This window comes from Sphingomonas yunnanensis, from assembly GCF_019898765.1.
GTDB classification, from domain to species: Bacteria; Pseudomonadota; Alphaproteobacteria; order Sphingomonadales; family Sphingomonadaceae; genus Sphingomonas; species Sphingomonas yunnanensis.
Genome location: NZ_JAIOKB010000001.1, coordinates 209,418 through 225,095, shown reverse-complemented (window position 1 = coordinate 225,095; position 15,678 = coordinate 209,418). Strand labels below are relative to the sequence as shown.

Genomic DNA, 15,678 nt, shown 5'->3' with positions numbered 1-15,678 from the left:
TCGATGACCCAGTCGGACCACCGCCCCGGAACCCTGATCCCCGGCGGCGCGGTATTCCCGCATCGCCACCTCACCGGCATCGAGGGGCTCGAGCCGCATGAGATCACCTTCCTGCTCGACGAGGCCGACACTTGGGTCGAGGCCAACCGCACCCGCGCCGCGCCCGACCGCCGCCTCGCCGGCTCCACCCAGATCAACGCCTTCTTCGAGAACTCGACGCGCACGCTGCTGAGCTTCGAGATCGCGGGCAAAAGGCTCGGCGCCGACGTCGTCAACATGCACGCCGCCCAGTCGAGCGTGAAGAAGGGCGAGACGCTGATCGATACCGCGCAGACGCTCAACGCCATGCGCGCCGACGTGATCGTGATCCGCCACATGTCCTCCGGCGCGGTTCGGCTGATCGCGGACAAGGTCGACTGCCCCGTGCTCAACGCCGGCGACGGTCGCCACGAGCATCCCACCCAGGCGCTGCTCGACGCGCTGACGATCCGACGCCGGCTCGGCGGCATCGCGCACAAGCGCGTGGTGATCTGCGGCGACCTGCTCCACAGCCGGGTGGCGCGCTCGAACATCCTCGCGCTCACCGCGCTGGCCGCCGAGGTGCGCGTGTGTGCGCCGTCGACGCTGATGCCGCCCGCGATCGAGCGCTTCGGCGTCACCGCCTTCACCGACTTCGACCGCGCGATGGAGGGCGCCGACGTCGTGATGATGCTGCGGCTCCAGACCGAGCGGATGGAGGGCGGCTATGTCCCGTCGAGCCGAGAGTATCATCTTCGCTACGGGCTCACGCTCGAGCGCCTGGCGAAGCACGCGCCGGGCGCGCTGATCATGCATCCCGGACCGATGAACCGCGGCGTCGAGATCGACTCAGCGGTGGCCGATCACGCCGAGCAATCGGCGATCACCGAGCAGGTGGAGATGGGCGTGGCGGTGCGCATGGCCTGTCTCGACGTGCTGACGCGGCGTGCGCGCGGCGTGGAGGGATGGGCATGAACCGCGCGGTCCTGTTCACCAACGGCCGGCTGGTCTGCCCCGAGCGCGGCGAGCGCGACGGCGAGCTGCTGATCGTCGACGGCGTGATAGCGGACGGCCCCGCCCCGACGGACGTGCTGACGGTCGATTGCCGCCGCAAGCTGCTCGCGCCCGGGCTGATCGACGTCGGCGTAGCGCGGATCGACCGCGCTGCCGCGCGCGCCGGCGGGATCGTCCGGGTCGCGCCGATGCCCGACCAGGTGCCCGTGCTCGACGAGCCCGGCGCGGTGCAGCGACTCGCGCTGATCGGCCGTCCGGACCTGTGGATCCACCCGATCGCGGCGGCGACGCGCGGGCTCGCCGGTGCCGATCTGGCGGAGATGGCGATCTGCCTCTCCGCGGGTGCGCGCGCGGTCGGCACCGGCCGCGGCTGGATCGCCGACTCGGGCGTGATGCACCGCGTGCTGCGCTACGCGCGCGACCTCGACACCGTCGTGATCACGCACGCCGAGGACGGCGGGCTGACGCGCGGTGCGGTGGCGAGCGAGGGCGAGACCGCGTCGCGGCTCGGCCTGCCCGCCGCCCCTGCCGTGGCGGAGGCGCTCGCGATCGCGCGCGACATGATGCTGGCGGAGGAGACCGGCGCGCGGCTCCACTTCCGCGCGGTCACCACGGCGGCGGGCCTCGCGCTGGTGCGTGCCGCCAAAGCGCGTGGGGTGCGCGTGACCTGCGGGATCACCCCGGCGCATCTGCTGCTCTCCGACAACGCGATGAGCGACTTTCGCACCTTCGCTCATCTGTCGCCGCCGCTGCGGAGCGAGGCCGACCGCCATGCCGCGCTGGCCGCGCTAGTGGACGGCACGATCGACCTGCTCTGCTCGGGTCACGACCCGCGCGGGCCGGAGGAGAAGCGCCTGCCCTTCGCCGACGCCAGCCCGGGCGCCGCGGACGCCGCGGCGCTGCTCGCGCTGAGCCTCGGGCTCGCGCGCGACGGGCGCGTGTCGCTGCCGCGGCTGTTCGCGCTCCTCGCGCGCGCGCCGGCGGCGCTGCTGGGGCTGGAGACGGGTGCGCTGCTGCCGGGGTGGCCCGGCGACGTCATCCTCGTCGACCCGGAGGCGCCGTGGCGGATCGACGCGGATACGCTGCCGGGCAGGGCGGGCAACACGCCGTTCGACGGACTGCCGGTGCAGGGCAAACTGCTGCGCATGTGGAAGGGCGGCCGCGAACTGGTCGGGTGAGCCGCGGGCTCGTCGTCGCTGACCGAGCGAACCGACCGCTGCTTACCTTAAGATGACTCGACTGGCATGAGCTTCTCGCTTCAACGTCGTCCCGGTGTTGAACCGGCATGACGGGAGCTCCTCGCGAGAGGAGGTCGAGCAGACCTCGCAATTGACCAGAAATCAGCCGCTTAAATCCGTCACGCTGGCGCAACGAGGGAACCGGCGTGGCCCCCGCGCGATTCGACCCGTATGGAGCTACATAGCAGCTGGGCGGAAGCCATGCGCGCGCGCGACTATGCCGCCGCCTGGGCGCTCGAGCGCGAGGTGATCGCCGCGCGCGATCCGGCGACGCGCGACGACCCGCGCCTGCCGTACCATCAGCGCTGGGTATGGGACGGGCGCCCCGTCGACTTGGCCGACGTGCTGGTACGCTGCTATCATGGCCTCGGCGACACGCTCCAGTTCGCGCGCTACCTTCCCGCGCTCGCGCTTCGTGCGAAGAGCGTGACGGTCGAGGCGCCAGCGCGGCTGCACTCGCTGCTCGCCAGTATCGCCCACGTGAGCCTCCACCGCTTCGATCCCGCACACCCGCTCAAGTCGCACAGCTGCGACGTCGAGATCACCGAGCTGTCCGGCGCGCTCGAACTGGCCCCCGGCGCTACGCCGATCCCTTATCTTCGCGCCGCCCCGGCGCCGATCCCGCCGATGACGATCGGGCTCTGCCACCAGGCCGGCGACTGGGACGCCGATCGCTCGCTGCCCGAGGCGCTGCTCGCCCCGCTCGCCGAGCGCCATCGTTGCCTCTCGCTCGTCGCCGCGCCCTCGACGCTTCCGGTGATCAACCCCGACGGCTGCCCGTTCGATCTCGCGGCCACCGCCGCGCTGGTCGCGGGCTGCGCAGCGGTGGTGACGGTCGACACGATGGTGGCGCATCTCGCCGGCGCGCTCGGCCGCCCGACCTGGCTGCTGCTCAAGCACCAGCCCGACTGGCGCTGGGACCCGTCGCGGCACGACAGCGACTGGTACCCGACGCTCCACCTTCGCGCGCAATCGCGCGCCGGTGACTGGGCGCCGGTCGTGGCCACGGTCGCCCGCGAGCTCGACGCCTTCTTCGACGATCAGGGAGAGACGATCCATGGCCAGCCTGCCCAGCCCGTCGGTGCCCGTCTCCTGGGGTGAGCTGCTCGACAAGATCACGATCTTGGAGATCAAGCGCGAACGCATCGCGCGCGCCGACGCCCGCGCCAATGTCGCGCGCGAGCATGAGGCGCTGAGCGACATCGGCGCCGGCGTGATCGGTCAGCAGGCGATCGCCCCGCTGTTCGGCCAGCTCAGGTCGATCAACCGCGAATTGTGGGAGATCGAGGACGCGATCCGGCAGGAGGAAGCGGCGGCGTCGTTCGGCACCGACTTCATCCAGCTCGCTCGCGCGGTCTATCACAAGAACGACGAGCGCGCGCGGCTGAAGCGCGCGATCAACCTCGCGCTCGAGTCCGAGTTGATCGAGGAGAAGAGCTACGCGGCGATGAACTGACCGCCGCCACGCCGGTAATGATCTACCCGCGTGGCGCGACGCCCCCGAGGCACTGGCCTCGGAAGCGTCATTGAACCGATCAGAACTTGATCGTCGTCGCGATCGCAATGTTGCGGCCGAGCGAGTCGTAGCGCTGCGGGATGGTGTTGCTGCGCGCTAGGCTGATGTTGTACGAGTCAGGCACGATCGGTGCTGCCTTGTCGAGCAGGTTGTTTGCGATCAGCCGCAGCGAGAACTGCTTCGACACCGCGAAGTTGAGCGCGAGATCGAAATAGTCGGCCGGGTCGACGCGATAATAGTCGGTCAGCGCGCGCTCCGGCGTGCCGCCGATCGCCTCGTCCCCCGAGTTGTTGGCGTTGGTGAGCGAGCCGACGTGGCGCCAGTTCAGCGACGCGCCGAATTTCTGGTCGGGCGTGGTGTAGGTGCCGCGCAGACCATGGCTCCACTTCGGGATCAGCTGGCCACAACCGTTGCCGTAATAGCCCGCACAGTTGCGCTTGGGCTGGACCGGCGAGTCCTGCCCACCCGCGTTCGTCGTCAGCGAGCCGTTGAACGACATGTCGAAGCGACCGACCGTCTCGAGGTTGAGCGTGTATTGCGCCTGGAAGTCCCAGCCGCGCGCCAGCGATGTGTAGTAATTGGTCGTGCCCTGGCGGATGAATCCGGTGCTCGACCCCGCCGCCGAGAACAACGTGCCGTTGGCGTTGCGGACGATGCCCTGGCAGAAGAACTGGTCGCCGCCCGAGCGCAGGCAGCCATCGGTGTAATAGCTATAGTCGTTATAGCCGAGCGAGTCGTTGATCTTGATGCGGTAGCGATCGACCGAGAAGACGAAGCCGCGGAGGAAACGGGGCTTCACCACCAGGCCGTAGGTCTGGGTGTACGCGGTCTCAGGGTCGGCGGTGAAGCCGCCCGAGCGCACCGAGCAGGCCGCGGTGCCGTTGGGCGTGGTGCCGTTGCCGCACAGCAGCGTCTGGCTGCCGTAGAGCGCGTCGGACAGGCCCGTGGCGCGGCACACCTCGCGCGACGCCACCGGCGCGCCGTAGCTGACCCCATTGGCGCCGCTGATCACGGTCGGCGCGCAGAAGTCGTTGAACGTGCCCGAGCCGCCAGCGGCGAACTCGACGTTGGTGGCCTGGCGGATCTCCACCACGGTCGGCGCGCGCTGCGCCTTGTTGAACGAGGCGCGGAACGTCAGGTCGCTGATCGGGGCGTAGATGCCCTCCACCTTCCAGGTGGTGAAGGTGCTCGGGTTGCTGCTGTACTTCGACACGCGGAAGCCGCCGTTGAGCTGCACCAGCTCGGCGAAGGGCTTGTGCTCGACCAGCGGCGCCTGGACCTCGATGTTCGACTCCCACACGTCCTGGCTGAGATAGGTGTCGTTGCCGCCCAGCGTGCCGCGATAGGACGCGTCGGCGACCGACTTGAGCGTGTCCTTGCGATACTCGGTGCCGAGCGCGATCGCCAGACCCTGCTCGGCGAGCGGCGAGGTGATGCCGTACTTGCCCAGGTCACCCGTCATGTTCGCCTGGACGTCGTACAGCGTGCCCGTCGTGGTCGAGGTGCCCGTGCCGAACAGATAGTTGATCAGCGCGGGGTCGCTGTTGCCGGCGCTGAAGATGTCGAACGGCACGCAGCCCGCCGCGCCGCTCGCGCAGGTCGGTGACGCCGCGGTGCCGCCGACGCTGACCGCGTCCTGAAGGCGACCCGGGATGCCGAAGCTCGGCGTATAGTCCTGATGGTTGCGGGCGTAGACGCCGCCCACGTCATAGGTCCAGGCGTCGCCCACCTTGCCGCGCACGCCGCCGGTCAGCCGCAGGCCGGTGTTGATGTACGTGTCGGGCCGATCACTGCCCTCGCCGAGGCGATAGCGCAGGTCGACCGGCACGCTCGCCACGCCGCCCGCGCAGCCGATCGCGCCGGCCTGCGCCGCGGAGAGATAGGGGTTGCCGCAGCTGACGTTGACCGTGCCGCTCGCGATCGTCGGGTAGTTGTTGAACGACTTGTCGCGGAACCAGATGCCCGAGGTGTACAGCTCCGCGTCGGGGCCGAGGTCGAGGCTGGCGAAGCCGCCCGCGTTCACGCGCTCGGACGGCCGCTGATAGGCATAGCCGCTGAAATAGTTCGAGGCGTTGCCCGCGCCGGCCGCGAAGGGCATGAAGCTGCGCGTGCCATCGGGGTTGTTGACATATTGCGCGCCCGCGTTGGCGCCCGCGCGCGGCGTGATCAGGCCGCTGGTCGAGCTGCTCGGCGTCAGCCCGCACGACAGCGGGCCATTGGCCTGGAGCTGCGTGAGGTAGCAGCCGGCGTTCGAGCGGTCGGTGAGCCCGACCTCGTCCGTCTCGCGGTAGTTGACGAAGCCGCTCAACCGCAGCGCGCCGTCGAACAGCTTCTTGCCCGCGGTCAGCGTCACGTCGGCGCGGCCGCCGTCGTTGGTCCAGCCGCGCGGGCTGCTGAAGCCGGCCGCGCGCGCCAGCGGCGACACGATCGTGTCCTTGTTCTTGTGGTTATAAAAATTATAGTTGGCGTCGAGCTGCAGCCCCTCGAAGTCCTTCTTGAGGACGAAGTTGACCACGCCCGCGACCGCGTCCGAGCCGTACACCGAGGAGGCGCCGCCGGTCAGCACGTCGACGCGCTCGAGCAGCGAGGGCGGGATGATGCCGACGTCCTGCCCGTTCTGCGTGCCGAGCCGCTTGCCGTCGATCAGCACCAGGGTGCGCTCGAAGCCGAGGCTGCGCAGCTTGATGCGCTGGCGCCCGTCCGAGTCGTTGTAGGTCTGCTGGCTGTCGGGGGCGATCTGCGGCAGGCGGTTGAGCACGTCCTCGACGTTGACCGGTGCCTGCGCGCGGATGTCCTGAGCCGTCACGGAGGTGATCGGCGCCGCCGAGGTGACGTTGGGGCGCTGGATGCGCGTGCCGGTGACCACCACGTCGCCGGTCGAGGCGGCGGCGGGCGCCTGGTTGCCCTGCTCGCCCGCGATCGCCTCGGCGCGCTCCGCGGTCGCCTGCCCCGCGGTCTGGGTCGTATCGGCGGGCGCGTCCGCCTGCTGCGCGAGCGCGGGCGTCGCCGCCAGCAGGGCCGCGGCGAGCGCCGCGAGGGAGACATGGTGCTGCGGCATCATCGGCGGACCCTCGGAATTGTTTTTATTGGTAAAGTTTGCTTTCGCGGCTGTTTCATCAATCTGCCACAAAGGTCAATACCTGACAGGACCACTGACGTGACCAATCACCCGAGCGGTTGCATGGCGGCGTCGATCCGTGCTTGTCATGCGTCGGGCCGCGTGGCGGCGACACGGAGGCGGGCCGATGACGACGAGACGATCCTTGCTGGCGACGGTCGGCGCGATCGGCGGCGCGCTGCCGCTGGCGCGCGGTGCCGCGGCGGCCGACGCGCCGGCGCGCGACGTGCGCGTGCTCTCCACCTGGGACTTCGGCGCCGCCGCCAACGATGCCGCTTTCGCACGGCTGCGCGCGGGCGGGACGCTGCTCGACGCGGTCGAGGCGGGCGCCCGCGTGCCCGAGGCCGATCCCGAGAACCACTCGGTCGGCTACGGCGGCTACCCCGACCGCGACGGCCATGTCACGCTCGACGCGGTGATCATGGACGATGCGGGCGGCGTCGGCGCGGTCGCCGCGCTGGAGGACACGATCCACGCCATCTCGGTCGCGCGGCGCGTCATGGAGAAGACCCCGCACACCTTCCTCGTCGGGGAAGGCGCCACCCAGTTCGCGCGCGAGCAGGGCTTCGAGAAGGTCGACCTGCTCACGCCTCCCGCCGAGAAGGCGTGGCGCGAGTGGCTCAAGACCGCCAAGTACCAGCCCGTCGCCAACAGTGAGACCGGCACATACGGCGGTGGCGAGCGACACCGGACGCCCGGGGGCCCGCTTGACCATGACACGATAGGGCTGCTCGCGCGCACCGCCGACGGGCGCATGGCGGGCGCCTGCACCACCTCGGGCATGGCCTTCAAGATCCGCGGCCGGGTCGGTGACTCACCCCAGGTCGGTGCCGGCCTCTACGTCGAGCGCGGCGTCGGCGGCGCCACCTCCACGGGCGTCGGCGAGGAGGTGACGCGCGTGGCGGGCAGCGCGCGGGTGGTCGCCTCGATGCGCGCGGGCCGGTCCGCGCAGGCGGCGTGCGACGAGGTCGTCCGCCACATCGCCGCGCTGCGCGGCGACGCGATCAGGGGCATGCAGGTCGGCTTTCTCGCGCTCGACACGAAGGGGGATGTCGGCGCCTTCTGCCTGCTGCCGGGCTTCACCTACGCGGTGACCGACGCGCATGGGAAGACGACGGTCCACCCCGCTCCGTCGCTGTACCGCGCGTGAGGCGGCTGCTCGAGGTCTGCGTCGAGGACGCGCACGGCATTGCCGCCGCGGTGAACGGTGGCGCGGACCGGATCGAGCTCTGTGCCGCACTCGACGTCGGCGGCCTGACTCCCGCGCCCTCGCTCATCCGCGCCGCCGCGAGCGCGCCCATCCCGGTGCACCTGCTCGTGCGACCGCGCCCGGGCGACTTCGTCTATGACTCGGTGGAGCGAGGGCTGGTCGAGGACGACATCCGTGGCGCCGCCGACGCGGGGCTCGCGGGTGTGGTGATCGGCGCCAACACACGCGACGGCAGGCTCGACCTCGACGGTCTCGCGCGATGGGTCGAAGTGGCGCGCGAGCGCGGGCTGTCGCTGACGCTGCACCGTGCCTTCGATCTCACCCCCGACCCGCTCGCCGCGCTGGAGCAAGCGGTGGCGCTCGGCTTCGACCGGATCCTGACCTCGGGCGGCGCGCCGCGCGCGGTTGACGCGATCGACACGCTCACGTCACTCGTCGCCGCCGCGAGCGATCGACTTACCCTGCTCGTCGGCAGCGGCGTCTCGCCGACGACCGTGCGCGCCCTGCTCGCCACCGGCGCACGCGAGGTCCACGCCTCGTGCCGCGTCGCCCGCGCGGGTACCGCCGACGCCACGCTGCGTCGCTTCAGCTTCGTCGCGGATACAAGCTACGCGACCGACCAGACCACCGTCGCACGGCTCGCCGCCATGCTCCGCGACGAGGCCGCTTGAACAATACCAATTTATAACTTAACCCTCTGGAACACGCCGCCGCGGTCCCGCGGGGCAGGGGAGCCCAGCATGATCGCGACGACCGACCAGCCACCGGCCAAGGACGCGACCGCCACGCTGATGCACGCCGAGGCGGCCGAGGCCGGCGCCGCGGTGGCGCGGCTGCTCGAGGCGAATCGTACCATCCTCGCCGAGTTGGGCGAGCGGCTCCGCGCCGCCCCGCCGGCGGTGGTGGTCACCTGCGCGCGCGGCTCGTCGGATCACGCCGCGACCTACGGCAAGTATCTGATCGAGACCTTCGTCGGCGTCCCCGTCGCCTCCGCCGCCCCCTCGGTCGCCTCGGTCTATGCCGCCGACGTCGCCCCCTCGGGCGGCCTCTGCATCGCGATCTCGCAGAGCGGGCGCAGCCCCGACCTGCTCGCCAGCGTCGCCGCGCAGAAGGCGGCGGGCGCACACGTCGTCGCTCTGGTCAACGACACCACCTCACCGCTCGCCGAGACCGCGGACACGCTGGTGCCGCTGATGGCCGGGCCGGAGCGCTCGGTCGCGGCGACCAAGTCGTACATCGCCGCGCTCGCCGCGCTGGCGCTGCTCACCGCCGAGTGGAGCCAGGACGCCGCACTCACCGAAGCGCTCGACCGCCTGCCCGAGCGGCTCAGCGCCGCCTGGGCGCTCGACTGGAGCGGCGTGGTCGAGCTGCTAAGCGACGCCAGCAACCTGTTCGTGATCGGCCGTGGCCTCGGCTTCGGCATCGCGCAGGAGGCGGCGCTCAAGCTCAAGGAGACGTGCGCGCTCCATGCCGAGGCCTTCAGCAGCGCCGAGGTGCGCCACGGCCCCATGGCGATCGTCGACGCCGGCTTCCCGCTGATCGCCTTCGCCACCTCCGACCAGGCCGGCGACGGCGTGCGCGAGGCCGCGGCCGAGTTCGCGCAGCGCGACGCCCGCGTCGCGCTCGCCGACGCCGCGCAGGACGGCGCGGGCAGCCCCGCGGCGCTGCGCGACCATCCCGCGCTCGAGCCGGTTCTGATGATCCAGAGCTTCTACCGCATGGCGAACGCGCTCTCGATCGCGCGCGGGCTCGACCCCGACTCGCCGCGCCATCTCAGCAAGGTCACCAAGACGCTATGACGACGCACAGCTTCCGCAACGGCCGGATCGCGACGCGCGACGGCGTGCTCGAGGCGGCGACGATCGAGGTCGCCGCCGACGGCACGATCGCGGCGCTACGCGCCGGCGCCGAGCGCGAGGCGGTCGACCTCGCCGGCGGCTGGGTGATGCCGGGCTTCATCGACTCGCAGGTCAACGGCGGCGGCGGCGTGCTCTTCAACGACACCCCGACCGTCGAGGGCATCGCCGCGATCGGTGCGGCGCACGCGCCCTATGGCACGACCGGCTTCATGCCGACGCTGATCAGCGATCGCCCTGCGGTGATCGCGCGCGGGCTCGACGCCACCGACGCGGCGATCGCGGCGGGCGTGCCCGGCGTGCTCGGCACGCACGTCGAGGGGCCGGTGCTGAGCCTCGCGCGCAAGGGCATCCACGACCCCGCGCTTTTCCAGCCGCTCGACGACGAATTGATGGCGCTGCTGCTCCGGCCGCGTCGCGGCGTGGTCATGGTGACGCTCGCGCCCGAGCGCGTCGACGTCGAGCAGATCGCGACGCTGGCGCGGGCGGGCGTTCGCGTCTGCCTCGGCCACACCGACGCCGATTACGCCACCGCCACCGCTGCTTTCGCCGCGGGCGCTACCGGCGTCACTCATCTGTTCAACGCGATGTCGCCGCTGGTGCATCGCGCCCCCGGCGTCGTCGGCGCCGCGCTCGACGATGAGCGCGCGTGGTGCGGGATCATCGTCGACGGCTTCCACGTCGACGACGCGGCGCTGCGCATCGCGCTGCGCGCGCGCCCGGTCGATCGCTTCATGCTGGTCTCGGACGCGATGCCGTGCGTCGGCGCGGCGCGGAAGGATTTCGTGCTCCAGGGCAAGCCGATCCACGTCGAGGACGGCCGCTGCGTCGGCGCCGACGGCACGCTGGCCGGCTCGGACCTCGATATGGCGGGCGCGGTGCGCAACGCGGTCCGGCGGCTCGGCCTCGCGCCTGAGACCGCCGCGGCGCTGGCGGCGACCAGCCCCGCCGCCTTCCTCGGCCTGGAGGCGGAGCGCGGCGCGCTCGCCGCCGGGCTGCGCGCCGACTGGGTGCGGCTCGACGCCGATCTCCAGCCGCTCGGCACCTGGGTCGGCGGCGAGGAGCGTGTCGCGCTGCCGCAGCGGGCGCCCGGCGAGCCCGTCGCCTGACTTCTCCCCTTCCCCCGTCCGGAGCATCCATGGCCACCATCTCGCTGACCGCACCATTGGAGGGCTGGGTCAGCCCGCTCGACGAGGTCGTCGACGCGGTCTTCGCGGAGCGGATGCTGGGAGACGGGCTGGCGATCGATCCGACCGGCGACGTGCTCGTCGCGCCGTGCGACGCGCGCGTGCTGGTGGTTCAGCCGAGCGGCCACGCGATCACGCTGGAGACGCCCGAGGGCGCGCAGCTGCTGATCCATCTCGGGATCGACACGGTCGCGCTCGACGGGCGCGGGTTCGAGCCTCTGGTCGCGGCCGGGGCGACGGTGACGCGCGGCCAGCCGCTGATCCGCTTCGACCTCGACCTGATCGTGCGCGAGGCGCAGGCCGCGATCACGCCGGTGATCGTCACCAACGGCGAGCGCTTCGCCGTCGCTGAGCGTGCCGAGGCTGGGGCGGTGGCGCTCGGCGCGCCGCTGCTGACGCTCGTGGCGCGCGAGGCGGAGGCGATCGCGGACGCCGGCGACGGGCCCACCGCGCGCCGCACCGTCGCGGTGGCCCTATCGCACGGCATCCACGCCCGCCCCGCCGCCAAGATCGCCGCCGCGGCCAAGACCTTCTCCGCCGATGTCACGCTGACGAAAGGCGAGCGCTCGGCCAGCGCGCGCAGTCCAGTCGGCCTGCTCGCGCTGATCGTCGCGCATCGCGACGAGCTGCTGATCGAGGCGCGGGGTAACGACGCAGAGGCGGCGGTCGCCGCGATCGCCGAGCTGCTCAGCACCGATCTCGACGCGGGGGGGCCCGCCGCTGCGCCCGTCCCCGCCGCGCCCCGCGTGGTGCCGGAGGGCGCCATCGCCGGCGTCACCGCCTCGCCCGGCCTCGCGATCGGCGCGATCGCGCGCTGGCACGTGCGCGACCTCGACGTCCCCGCCGCCGGCGCCGGCATCGCCGCCGAGGAAGCGTGCTTCGAGTCCGCGCGCGCCGCGCTCGCCGACGACCTCGCGGCGCGCGCGGCGCGCGCGACGGGGCCGGCGCGCGCGATCTCCCAGGCACACGCCGACATGCTCGCCGATCCGGCACTGGTCGACGCCGCCCAGCGTTCGATCGCCGCCGGCGCGAGCGCGGCGCGGGCATGGCGCGACGCGATCCGTCCGCAGGCCGAGACGCTACGCGCCGGCGGCGACGCGCGGCTGGCCGAGCGCGCCGACGACATGCGCGACCTCGAGCGCCAGCTGATCGCGCGGCTCATGGGTGTCGAGCAAGAGGGGGCGACGCTGCCCGACGGCGCGATCCTGCTCGCCGACGACCTGCTGCCGTCGCAGCTGATGGCGCTCGACCTCGACCGCGTCGCGGGGCTGGCGATCGAGCGCGGCGGGCCGACGTCACACGTCGCGATTCTCGCCGCCTCGCGCGGCCTCCCCGCGCTGGTGGCGCTCGGTGCCCCCGTGCGCGACCTGACCGAGGGCGCGCGCGTCGTGCTCGACGCGAGCGAGGGGCTGCTCCACGTCGCGCCGCCTCCCGAGCTGGTCGCCGAAGCGGAGGCGCGACTCGCCGCGGTCGCGCAGCGCCGCGCCGCCGCACGCGCGCGCGCCGCCGAGGCGTGCCGCACCGCCGATGGCACGCGGATCGAGGTGGTCGCCAACTGCGGCTCGGCCGAGGACGCGCTTGTCGCCGCCGCCAACGGGGCCGAGGGTTGCGGCCTGCTACGCACCGAATTGCTGTTCCTCGACCGCGCCACCGCCCCCGACGTCGCCGAGCAGACCGCGGCCTATCAGGCGGTCGCCGACGCGCTCGCGGGCAGGCCGGTGATCGTCCGCCTGCTCGACATCGGCGGCGACAAGCCCGCGCCCTATCTGCCGATCGGACCCGAGGAGAATCCCGCGCTCGGCCTGCGCGGCATCCGCGTCGGGCTGGTGCACCCCGACATCCTCGACGACCAGCTGCGCGCGATCCTCGCGGTCCGGCCCGCCGGCCAGTGCCGCATCATGGTGCCGATGGTGGTGGGGCTCGACGAGCTGCGCCAGGTGCGCGCCGCGCTCGACCGCGTCGGCGGCGGCGACGGCGTCGAGCTCGGCATCATGGTCGAGACCCCGGCCGCGGCGGTGACCGCGGCGCAGCTCGCGCGCGAGGCCGATTTTCTGTCAATCGGCACCAACGATCTCACCCAGTACGCACTGGCGATGGACCGCGGCAACGCCGCGGTCGCGGGCGCGCTCGACGGGCTCCATCCCGCGGTGCTGCGCCTGATCGCGCAGACCGTAGCGGGCGGCAACCGCCACGCACGCTGGACCGGCGTCTGCGGCGGGCTCGCCTCCGACCCGCTCGCGGTGCCGATCCTGATCGGGCTCGGCATCACCGAGCTGTCTGTCGCGCCCGCCGCGGTCGCCGACATCAAGGCGCTGGTGCGTGACCTCGACATGATCCGCGTCCGCGACCACGCCCGCGCCGCGCTCGACTGCGACGGCGCCGCCGAAGTCCGCCAGCTCGCACGGGAGTTCGCACGATGAAGTCGGTCCTGGGAACGCTGCAGCCGCTCGGCCGCGCGCTGATGCTGCCGATCGCGGTATTGCCGATCGCGGGCCTGCTGCTGCGGCTCGGCCAGCCGGACCTGCTGAACATCGCCTTCGTCAGCGCCGCGGGCGACGCGATCTTCAACCATCTCGGCCTGCTGTTCGCGATCGGTGTCTCGACCGGCTTCGCGCGTGACGGAAACGGCGCCGCCTGCCTCGCCGGTATGGTCTGCTTCCTCGTCGCCACCGAGGCGTCGAAGGTGCTGTTGACCGTGCCGCCCGAGGTCACCGCCGGGTTGACCGGCGCGAGCATCGACCTCGCGGTCGCGGCGTGGAAGGCCAAGGCGATCGCGCGGCTCGACGTGCCGATCGGGATCGTCTCGGGGCTGGTAGGGGGCGGCTTCTATAATCGCTTCTCCACCGTGAAGCTGCCCGAGTATCTCGCCTTTTTCGGCGGGCGGCGGTTCGTGCCGATCGTCAGCGGGCTCGCCGGGCTGGTGCTGGCGGTCGCGATCGGGCTCGGCTTCGCGGGGATCAGCAGCGGGATCGACCAGCTGAGCTACGCGATCACCGGCGCGGGCAGCATCGGGCTGTTCCTGTTCGGGCTGCTTAACCGGCTGCTGCTCGTCACCGGATTGCACCACCTGATCAACAATATCGCCTGGTTCGTGATGGGCGACTATCACGGCGCCAACGGTGATCTGCGGCGCTTCTTCGCGGGCGATCCGAGCGCGGGGGCGTTCATGGCGGGCTTCTTCCCGATCATGATGTTCGGCCTGCCCGCCGCCTGCCTGGCGATGTACCACGCCGCACCGCGCGACCGGCGCAAGGAAGTGGGCGGTATGCTGTTCAGCCTCGCGCTGACCTCGGCGCTGACCGGCGTGACCGAGCCGATCGAGTTCAGCTTCATGTTCCTCGCGCCATTGCTCTACGCGGTGCACGCGGTGCTGACCGGGCTGTCGATGTCGCTGATGGCGGCATTGGGCGTCAAGCTCGGCTTCGGCTTCTCCGCCGGGCTGCTCGACTATGTGCTCAATTTCTCCAAGGCGACCCGGCCCCTGCTGCTGCTGCCCGTCGGCGCGGTCTATGCCGCACTCTATTACGGGCTGTTCCGCTTCTTCATCGCCAAGCTGAACCTCAAGACGCCCGGGCGCGACGACGCCCCCACCGCGGCCGCGGCACCCGTCGCCGTGGGCGAGCGCGGCGCGGCGTTCGCGCGCGCGCTGGGCGGCGGCGCCAACCTCACCAACGTTGGCGCCTGCACCACGCGGCTTCGGCTCGGCGTGCGTGACCAGGCGGCGGTGGACGAAGCGGCGCTCAAGGCGCTCGGCGCGCGCGGCGTCATCCGGCCCTCACCGACCGCGCTGCAGGTGGTGCTCGGCCCGATCGCGGACAGCGTCGCGGTCGAGATCCGCGACGCGCTGGCGGCGGGCGGCAGCGTCGCAGTCGCGACGACCGAGGCGCCAGCGGCAGCCGCCACGGCGGTGACGCTGGCACCCGCGCTGCTCGCGGCGCTCGGGGGCGCCGGCAATGTGCGCGGCGCGAGCGTCCATGCCGGCCGCGTGCGGATCGAGCTGGACGGCGCGGCGATCGACGAGGCGGCGCTGCGCGAGGCCGGGGTTCGGCAGGTGGCGCGGCTCGGCGAGCAGGTCGTCCACCTGCTCGCGCGCGAGCCGGAGAGGCTGCTGGCGTAACGAGCCATCCATCCGAGCCACCGTGCTCCGGCGCACGCCGGAGCCCAGGGCAACGGATGACGGCCCTCCCGATCCTGGGCTCCTGCCTGCGAAGGAGCCTGGCGACCGCTCCTCACCGAAGCGCGGCGGACAGGTCGCTCTCCTCGTCGATGCGGAGCATGCGGATGTCGAGTACCGACGGCGCGAACCACGCGCAGATCCGGCTGAGGTCCTGCACCGCGAGCACGCAGTCCACCGCTTTGGCCGCCTCGCTGACGTAGAGGCTGGCGCCGTCGCGCTGCGCGAAGCCGTGGTGGCGCAGGATATCGCTCACCTCGCGGTAGGCGTCGCGCAAAGAGGGGCTGGGATAGCGCCGCTCGAGGATGGTCGCGTCGAGGTCGAACACGATCGCGTACATGCATCCC

12 protein-coding genes are annotated in these 15,678 nt (G+C 72.0%); 10 read left to right on the top strand and 2 right to left on the bottom strand.

The window, feature by feature from the left end; genetic code table 11:
* The first annotated feature begins 3 nt into the window (after positions 1 to 3).
* From K7957_RS00985 to K7957_RS00970, 4 genes are all read left to right on the top strand, one after another.
* A complete protein-coding gene (locus K7957_RS00985; RefSeq protein WP_223010144.1) occupies positions 4 to 993 on the top strand; it encodes an aspartate carbamoyltransferase catalytic subunit in 990 nt (329 codons plus the stop codon).
* A complete protein-coding gene (locus K7957_RS00980; RefSeq protein WP_223010143.1) occupies positions 990 to 2,210 on the top strand; it encodes a dihydroorotase in 1,221 nt (406 codons plus the stop codon). Before K7957_RS00985 ends, K7957_RS00980 begins: the two co-directional genes overlap by 4 nt.
* Positions 2,211 to 2,471: 261 nt before the next feature.
* On the top strand, positions 2,472 to 3,371 hold the full coding sequence (locus tag K7957_RS00975; protein ID WP_223010142.1) for a glycosyltransferase family 9 protein: 900 nt from the start codon (positions 2,472 to 2,474) through the stop codon (positions 3,369 to 3,371).
* Positions 3,328 to 3,726: a DUF6165 family protein gene (locus tag K7957_RS00970; RefSeq protein ID WP_223010141.1), complete on the top strand. Its 399-nt coding sequence runs from the start codon at positions 3,328 to 3,330 to the stop codon at positions 3,724 to 3,726. The genes K7957_RS00975 and K7957_RS00970 overlap by 44 nt, the downstream gene beginning before the upstream one ends.
* A gap of 79 nt (positions 3,727 to 3,805) precedes the next feature.
* Here K7957_RS00970 and K7957_RS00965 read toward each other — a convergent pair whose 3' ends face one another.
* A complete protein-coding gene (locus K7957_RS00965; RefSeq protein WP_223010140.1) occupies positions 3,806 to 6,847 on the bottom strand; it encodes a TonB-dependent receptor domain-containing protein in 3,042 nt (1,013 codons plus the stop codon).
* Between the two features lie 184 nt (positions 6,848 to 7,031).
* On the opposite strand from K7957_RS00965, the gene K7957_RS00960 reads away from it, so the two are divergent.
* From K7957_RS00960 to nagE, 6 genes are all read left to right on the top strand, one after another.
* The gene (locus K7957_RS00960) at positions 7,032 to 8,054 is read left to right on the top strand and encodes a glycosylasparaginase (protein ID WP_223010139.1); all 1,023 of its coding nucleotides are present in this window, start codon (positions 7,032 to 7,034) and stop codon (positions 8,052 to 8,054) included.
* Positions 8,051 to 8,785: a copper homeostasis protein CutC gene (locus K7957_RS00955; RefSeq protein ID WP_223010138.1), complete on the top strand. Its 735-nt coding sequence runs from the start codon at positions 8,051 to 8,053 to the stop codon at positions 8,783 to 8,785. Before K7957_RS00960 ends, K7957_RS00955 begins: the two co-directional genes overlap by 4 nt.
* A gap of 69 nt (positions 8,786 to 8,854) precedes the next feature.
* Entirely contained in the window at positions 8,855 to 9,913 is a 1,059-nt protein-coding gene (locus tag K7957_RS00950) for an SIS domain-containing protein (RefSeq protein ID WP_223010137.1), read from the top strand.
* The gene (gene nagA, locus K7957_RS00945) at positions 9,910 to 11,079 is read left to right on the top strand and encodes an N-acetylglucosamine-6-phosphate deacetylase (protein ID WP_223010136.1); all 1,170 of its coding nucleotides are present in this window, start codon (positions 9,910 to 9,912) and stop codon (positions 11,077 to 11,079) included. The genes K7957_RS00950 and nagA overlap by 4 nt, the downstream gene beginning before the upstream one ends.
* 29 nt (positions 11,080 to 11,108) lie before the next feature.
* The gene (gene ptsP / locus K7957_RS00940) at positions 11,109 to 13,577 is read left to right on the top strand and encodes a phosphoenolpyruvate--protein phosphotransferase (protein ID WP_223010135.1); all 2,469 of its coding nucleotides are present in this window, start codon (positions 11,109 to 11,111) and stop codon (positions 13,575 to 13,577) included.
* A complete protein-coding gene (gene nagE, locus K7957_RS00935) occupies positions 13,574 to 15,274 on the top strand; it encodes an N-acetylglucosamine-specific PTS transporter subunit IIBC (protein ID WP_223010134.1) in 1,701 nt (566 codons plus the stop codon). The genes ptsP and nagE overlap by 4 nt, the downstream gene beginning before the upstream one ends.
* A 112-nt stretch (positions 15,275 to 15,386) precedes the next feature.
* Here the strand turns inward: nagE and K7957_RS00930 are convergent, their stop codons facing one another.
* Positions 15,387 to 15,671, bottom strand: coding sequence for a virulence factor (locus tag K7957_RS00930; protein ID WP_223010133.1), 285 nt, complete (start codon positions 15,669 to 15,671; stop codon positions 15,387 to 15,389).
* Between the last annotated feature and the right edge of the window lie 7 nt (positions 15,672 to 15,678).

Bases quoted from the DNA above. Each gene is read 5' to 3' on its own strand.
- K7957_RS00950 (WP_223010137.1), top strand. From the start codon at position 8,855: ATGATCGCGACGACCGACCAGCCACCGGCCAAGGACGCGACCGCCACG.
- K7957_RS00985 (WP_223010144.1), top strand. From the start codon at position 4: ATGACCCAGTCGGACCACCGCCCCGGAACCCTGATCCCCGGCGGCGCG.
- ptsP (WP_223010135.1), top strand. From the start codon at position 11,109: ATGGCCACCATCTCGCTGACCGCACCATTGGAGGGCTGGGTCAGCCCG.
- K7957_RS00980 (WP_223010143.1), top strand. From the start codon at position 990: ATGAACCGCGCGGTCCTGTTCACCAACGGCCGGCTGGTCTGCCCCGAG.
- K7957_RS00965 (WP_223010140.1), bottom strand. From the start codon at position 6,847: ATGATGCCGCAGCACCATGTCTCCCTCGCGGCGCTCGCCGCGGCCCTG.
- K7957_RS00960 (WP_223010139.1), top strand. From the start codon at position 7,032: ATGACGACGAGACGATCCTTGCTGGCGACGGTCGGCGCGATCGGCGGC.
- nagE (WP_223010134.1), top strand. From the start codon at position 13,574: ATGAAGTCGGTCCTGGGAACGCTGCAGCCGCTCGGCCGCGCGCTGATG.
- K7957_RS00930 (WP_223010133.1), bottom strand. From the start codon at position 15,671: ATGTACGCGATCGTGTTCGACCTCGACGCGACCATCCTCGAGCGGCGC.
- K7957_RS00975 (WP_223010142.1), top strand. From the start codon at position 2,472: ATGCGCGCGCGCGACTATGCCGCCGCCTGGGCGCTCGAGCGCGAGGTG.
- nagA (WP_223010136.1), top strand. From the start codon at position 9,910: ATGACGACGCACAGCTTCCGCAACGGCCGGATCGCGACGCGCGACGGC.
- K7957_RS00970 (WP_223010141.1), top strand. From the start codon at position 3,328: ATGGCCAGCCTGCCCAGCCCGTCGGTGCCCGTCTCCTGGGGTGAGCTG.